The sequence below is a fragment of the uncultured Maritalea sp. genome, from assembly GCF_937139385.1.
GTDB classification, from domain to species: Bacteria; Pseudomonadota; Alphaproteobacteria; order Rhizobiales; family Devosiaceae; genus Maritalea; species Maritalea porphyrae_A.
The window spans coordinates 1-5,965 of the sequence record NZ_CAKZPW010000109.1 but is presented as its reverse complement, the minus strand read 5'-3'; the positions used below and the strand labels follow the sequence as shown (position 1 = coordinate 5,965).

The following is a 5,965-nucleotide window of genomic DNA, read 5'->3' as shown; positions in this document are numbered from 1 at the left end:
CATAACGACAGGTCCATGCGCATATACGGATGTTCACTATCCTTGCTAACCGCAGGTAAACTATCGCGACTTTGTTTGCCTCTGCTTTGTTGATCGCCAAAGCGAATTTCCCTTACACCAGTGGTATGAGCAACATCTTGTAATTCACAATAATTATTTGACGGACAAGTCTCGCAATTTTCAGGGTGATCACTGAGCACTAGTTCGACAATATTTTTGCGCAGCTTTTCTATCCGTGGCGAATTAGTAAAAATATGCATGCCGTCGGCCATTGGGGTATGACAAGAAGCCATCACTTTTCTTGGCCCATCTGCTGATAAAGCAATATCGACTGAACACACCCGACAGCTACCTGTTCTCCATTCTGAATGGCGATGATCAAAAAATCGGCACGGTCTGGTTTGTGATTTCAACAAAATGGGGCGTCACGACCGCATTCATTTATGACCTCGAAATTGCGGCAAACTTTCGTCGCTTGGGGCACGCTCAAGTTGCAATGCGCCTCATCGAACCGGTTGCAAGTGAATTGGGTGCAACCAAATTGGCGCTACATGTATTCGGTTTCAATTCCGGTGCGATAGGTCTTTATGAAAGCCTTGGATATAAGACCACAGACATAAACATGGCCAAATCTCTCTAAGAGGAAGCAACTTCCAATGGTTAACAAATACTTGCCAAAATGTCGCACCCATGCAAAGTTTTGCACGCCGTATGGGGCGATGGCATGTTTTAGGGGAACCGCCCCAAAGCAATGGGGACTAATATGGAAGAAATCACCGCAAATGTAAGTTGGCTGGCCATAATCGTGGGCGCCGTTGCCGCTTTTTTGGTAGGTTGGCTTTGGTATTCACCAAAATTATTTGGCACCAAGTGGGCTGAGGGCAGCAAAGTTGAATTGGGCGATGCCAGCGAGATGCCGATGGGGGCAATGGCAACACAAGCTCTTGGTCTAATCGGCCTAGCATGGGTTGTCGCTATTACAGCGGCAACAAACAGCCTCTTGACCATCATCTTGATCACGGTTGCATTTGTTTTGTTGCAATGGTCGGGCAACTCATTCACGCAAAAATCTACTTACGCGAAATTGGTTGATGGCGGTTATTGGGTGATCGCAGTTGTGATCATGATCGCTGTGCAAATGGTGCTTTAGCCAAGAAAAATACTGCGGAGAGAGAGGCCCCGTCCTTAGTTGGATGGGGCTTTATTGATCACATTGGTAGAAAGACACAGAAATGATTGATGTTTTTGAGGTCAGTTGGATTGCCATAATTGTCGGTACAATAGGTTCTTATTTGTTAGGCGTTGTTTGGTATTCACCCGTTTTGTTCGTAAAAAAGTGGGCCGAGGGGATTGGCGCGAAAGCATACAAGCCAGCAATGCCGCCATTAAGCGCCATGCTCGCACAGTTTGTCGGGCTGTTTTTGCTCGCGTGGATAATTGAGCTATTTAGCCCTTCTCAGAATTGGGCTGCGGTTGTGTTGATCAGTGCCATGTTTGTTGTCTTGCAATACGGCAACAACACATTCACGGGCAAATCCACCTACGCAAAACTAACTGAAGGCGGCTACATCCTTGCCTGCGTAGCGATCATAGTCCTGGTGCAACTGCTGCTCTAAAAACGCTGACATACCTTTGGGTGAAAACGGCCCCGACCATAAATTGGACGGGGCCATATTTGTTGAAACTGTGCACCTAGTGCGCGCTGCCTTGTGCCGACACCGTGGGCGGGCGTTGCACAAAAAATGCCAAGACCAAAGCAACAAGAAAGATCGCCGCTCCGCACATAAAGGCCAGCTGAATGCCACTGGTCAAGGCAGCTGTTGCATCAAGCCCCGCAGCAACAGAATTTCGCGTTTGGATGGACATAACCGCCACAAACAAAGCCACCCCAGCAGCGCCTGCAACTTGTTGGATACTGCCCAACATTGCACTGCCGTGCGAATAGAGCATAGGTGGAACGGCCCCCAAACCAGCGGTAAAAAGTGGCGTGAAGACCAACGCCAAACCAACGCTTAATACCATATGTCCGATCAAGATATTCCACATGCTCGTGTCTTGCCCGACGCGTGTTAATGCCCACAAAACCGCTGCAACCAAAATGGCACCCGGAATGACCAAGGGCCGAGGACCAATTCGGTCATACAATCGGCCAACGCTGGGGGCGAGCAAACCCATGATCAACCCGCCCGGCATCAAAATAAGCCCGGTTTGTAACGCATCAATCCCCAACACATTTTGGGTATAGATCGGCAATAGAATGATTGTGCCCAACAAAGTCATCATGCTGATTGCCAACATGGCCAAACAAATCGAATAAAGCTTGGATTGAAAGGTGCGAAAATCCAGCAGGGCCGCATCCTTTTTCTGTAACGAAAGCTGACGCAAGATGAAGACAACCATCACCACAGCGCCGATCAACAAAGTGCCCCATGCCGGCAAACCAGCAATTTCTGCGGTTTCCTCACCACCCAATCCCGAAAGCCCGTAAACAATGCCTCCAAAGGCGATCGCGGACAGGATAACAGAAAGAAAATCTAAAGGCGCATAGCGCGGTTCGGTAACATTTTTCATCCATTTAGCCCCAAGCACCAAAGCCAACAAGGCAATCGGTAGCACAAGAATAAACAGCCAACGCCATTCCATATAATTCAAGATAAATCCAGAAATGGCAGGTCCAATTGCTGGCGCAACAGATATCACAATAGAAATATTGCCCATTGTTTTTCCCCGCGCTTCGGGGGGCACCAAAGTCATAACAGTCGTCATCAACAAGGGCATCATAATGGCGGTACCCACCGCCTGCACGACCCGGCCAAAAATGAGCAGTTCAAGCCCGGGGGATAAGGCGCAAATCAACGTTCCCAGTGCAAAGATACTCATCGCCAAAATAAAAATGGGCCTTGTATTCATCCGCTGAATCAAAAATCCGGTGACCGGAATAACAACGGCCATGGTCAGCAAAAATGCAGTTGTTAGCCATTGAACCGCGCCTGCAGAAACATCCAGCGCCACCATTAGGCGGGGCAGCGCCACCGTCATAATCGTTTCGTTGAGAAACACAACAAAAGTTGAGCCCAACAATAGTGCGATCACCAATCTATTGCGCGCAGTGTGATCGGCCCCCTTGTCAGTTTGTTCGGCCACACGCGCCGTTTGATCTAAATCTGCCATAAGTACCTTTTTGAAAAACCGTGTACAGACGACAAAGAACAAACGGCTTAGAACAAGCACGCGAATTTATTCTCGGCCATCACCCTATTCGAAATGATCCATTTGCGGCTAAGCTAAATCGATTTTCTCTGGCGCACAACTCAAAATGTTCCCTTTACGTTCACAAAAAATCTTCCTATATTGCAAGACAACTCGGCGAACGAATGAGCAGCGCCACTCCTTTACTATTCGACCAATGGACCCAGCAATATGAGCGGCGACGACAAAAAGCCCCAGCGCCCCGAAAAGCCAGATTTCTCGATCGACGATTTCATTTCGGAGATCGAAAAAGCTGAGGACATTGTTGCATCCAAACCCCTGCCCCAGCATCGCTTGCGCAACGCGCGCGCGCTCGACCGCGCCGAGGCGGAGGAAGCGAAACGCAAAAACACCAAAACATCGAACCCAGACACCGTCACCGGCATGTCGAAAAAGTCACCAAAATCCAAGGCCAACGCGGTTGAACGGCCCGGAAATTTGGATGGATTCGGCGAAACCCAACAAGCGGGTTTCAACCATGTGCCCGAGTCCCAAATTCGCAACAAAGGGGCCGACAAGGGGCAGTTCGCAGACGCCAGCACTGGCGTTTCTGAAACCGTTAAAGCGCTAGAAAACCTCATCCAATTCGGCCGCGAAGAAGTGGAAGGCGTTGAAGCCTGGAAACCACACCGCCCGGCCCGCCCGCCAAAAATGGAAGGCGGCATCAAGTTTGATCTGGTCACCAAGTTCGAACCACAGGGCGATCAACCAACCGCCATCGCTGAATTGCAAGAAGGCATTGAGAATGGGGAAACAGATCAGGTGCTGCTGGGTGTCACCGGTTCGGGCAAAACCTTCACCGTGGCCTCGCTGATCAACAATACCCAGCGCCCCGCGCTCATTTTAGCGCCCAACAAAACTTTGGCCGCGCAGCTTTATGGCGAATTCAAAAGCTTCTTCCCCAACAATGCGGTGGAATATTTCGTTTCGTTCTACGATTACTATCAACCAGAAGCCTATGTGCCGCGCACCGATACATTCATCGAAAAAGAAAGTACCATCAACGACCAGATTGACCGGATGCGCCACTCCGCCACCCGCGCGGTGCTGGAACGTGATGATGTGATCATCGTTGCGTCCGTGTCCTGCATTTATGGTATCGGCTCGGTTGAAGGCTACACCTCAATGATCGTTGACCTCAAAGAAGGTCAAAAAATCGATCAGCGTGAACTGCTCGCCCAGCTGGTGGCCCTGCAATATAAACGCAACGAAGCCTCCTTCGTGCGCGGCACCTTCCGGGTGCGCGGCGATACGATCGAGATTTTCCCCGCCCACTTTGATAGCGCGGCGTGGCGGGTTTCCCTGTGGGGCGACGAGATTGAATCCATCGTGGAGTTTGACCCCCTGACGGGCCACAAAGCGGCGAACATGAAGTACATCCGGCTTTATGCGAACTCGCACTATGTCACCCCGCGCCCCACGCTCAACCAGGCGATGATTTACATCAAAAACGAACTGCAGGGCCGTTTGCAAGAACTCAACGGGATGGGCCGTTTTCTTGAGGCGCAGCGCTTGGAACAGCGCACCCTTTTCGATTTGGAAATGATGGGCGCCACCGGCTCTTGCGCGGGCATTGAAAACTATTCGCGCTACCTCACCGGCCGCCAGCCGGGCGAGCCGCCCCCAACCCTGTTTGAATATCTGCCAGACAATGCGCTTGTTTTCGTTGACGAAAGCCACGTCACCGTCGGCCAATTGGGCGCCATGTACCGGGGTGATTTCCGCCGCAAAGCGACGCTGGCCGAATATGGCTTCCGCTTGCCTTCGGCTATGGACAACCGCCCGTTGCGGTTTGAAGAATGGAACGCTATGCGGCCCCAATCTGTATATGTGTCCGCAACGCCGGGCCAATGGGAAATGGACCAAACAGGCGGCGTATTTGCCGAGCAAATCATTCGCCCAACCGGCCTTATTGACCCGCCGGTGGAAATCCGCCCGGCCACCAATCAGGTCGACGATGTGATCGACGAAATCAAAAAGGTCGCCAAGGTCGGCTACCGCACATTGGTGACCACTTTGACCAAAAAGATGGCCGAAGATCTCACCGAATATATGCACGAACAAGGCATCAAAGTGCGTTACATGCACTCAGATACCGACACGATTGAACGGATCGAAATCATCCGCGATCTGCGCCTTGGCGCGTTCGACGTGCTGATCGGCATCAACTTGCTGCGCGAAGGGTTGGACATTCCCGAATGTGGCTTGGTCGCCATTTTGGATGCGGATAAAGAAGGCTTTTTGCGCTCCGAAACATCCCTCATCCAAACCATCGGCCGCGCTGCGCGAAACGCTGAAGGCCGGGTAATCCTTTATGCCGACAAGGTGACAGGCTCTATGGAGCGCGCGATTGGCGAAACCAACCGCCGCCGCGAAAAGCAAGAACAATATAACCTTGAACACGGCATTACGCCGCAATCGATCAAATCCGACATTAAGAACATCATGGATTCCGTCTACGAAGGCGACCGTGTCACCATCGGCACCGGCGATAAGTTCGCCAAGGGCGCTGTGCACGTGGGCGATAACCTCGCCGCCACCATCAAAGACTTCGAAGCCAAAATGCGCGAAGCCGCCACCAACCTCGAATTCGAGGAAGCCGCCCGCCTACGCGACGAGGTAAAGCGGCTTAAGGATATGGAATTAGATATTATTGATTAGCGGCCCGGGCAAACATTTCGTCACCACAATGAGACCCAGCATCAAGTGCGAGGCG

5 protein-coding genes and 1 pseudogene are annotated in these 5,965 nt (G+C 51.4%); 4 read left to right on the top strand and 2 right to left on the bottom strand.

What is annotated here, in order from left to right; genetic code table 11:
• Window positions 1-341, bottom strand: a pseudogene (locus Q0231_RS04455) (formate dehydrogenase subunit alpha); the annotation flags it as partial.
• On the opposite strand from Q0231_RS04455, the gene Q0231_RS04450 reads away from it, so the two are divergent.
• The 3 genes from Q0231_RS04450 (at window position 302) to Q0231_RS04440 (ending at window position 1,616) form a co-directional block, all read left to right on the top strand.
• A complete protein-coding gene (locus Q0231_RS04450) occupies window positions 302-640 on the top strand; it encodes a GNAT family N-acetyltransferase (protein WP_299345608.1) in 339 nt (112 codons plus the stop codon). The pseudogene Q0231_RS04455 and the gene Q0231_RS04450 overlap by 40 nt on opposite strands.
• Before the next feature lie 123 nt (window positions 641-763).
• Window positions 764-1,150: a DUF1761 domain-containing protein gene (locus Q0231_RS04445; protein WP_269395251.1), complete on the top strand. Its 387-nt coding sequence runs from the start codon at window positions 764-766 to the stop codon at window positions 1,148-1,150.
• Between the two features lie 82 nt (window positions 1,151-1,232).
• A complete protein-coding gene (locus Q0231_RS04440; RefSeq protein WP_299345605.1) occupies window positions 1,233-1,616 on the top strand; it encodes a DUF1761 domain-containing protein in 384 nt (127 codons plus the stop codon).
• 76 nt (window positions 1,617-1,692) lie between these two features.
• Here the strand turns inward: Q0231_RS04440 and Q0231_RS04435 are convergent, their stop codons facing one another.
• Window positions 1,693-3,171, bottom strand: coding sequence for an MDR family MFS transporter (locus Q0231_RS04435; protein ID WP_299345603.1), 1,479 nt, complete (start codon window positions 3,169-3,171; stop codon window positions 1,693-1,695).
• A 249-nt stretch (window positions 3,172-3,420) separates the two neighbouring features.
• Between Q0231_RS04435 and uvrB the strand changes: the two genes are divergently transcribed.
• Window positions 3,421-5,910 (top strand): excinuclease ABC subunit UvrB, encoded by a 2,490-nt coding sequence (uvrB, locus tag Q0231_RS04430; protein WP_269395254.1) that lies wholly within the window; start codon window positions 3,421-3,423, stop codon window positions 5,908-5,910.
• The last annotated feature ends 55 nt before the right edge of the window (window positions 5,911-5,965 follow it).

Bases quoted from the DNA above. Each gene is read 5' to 3' on its own strand.
- Q0231_RS04445 (WP_269395251.1), top strand. From the start codon at position 764: ATGGAAGAAATCACCGCAAATGTAAGTTGGCTGGCCATAATCGTGGGC.
- Q0231_RS04440 (WP_299345605.1), top strand. From the start codon at position 1,233: ATGATTGATGTTTTTGAGGTCAGTTGGATTGCCATAATTGTCGGTACA.
- Q0231_RS04435 (WP_299345603.1), bottom strand. From the start codon at position 3,171: ATGGCAGATTTAGATCAAACGGCGCGTGTGGCCGAACAAACTGACAAG.
- uvrB (WP_269395254.1), top strand. From the start codon at position 3,421: ATGAGCGGCGACGACAAAAAGCCCCAGCGCCCCGAAAAGCCAGATTTC.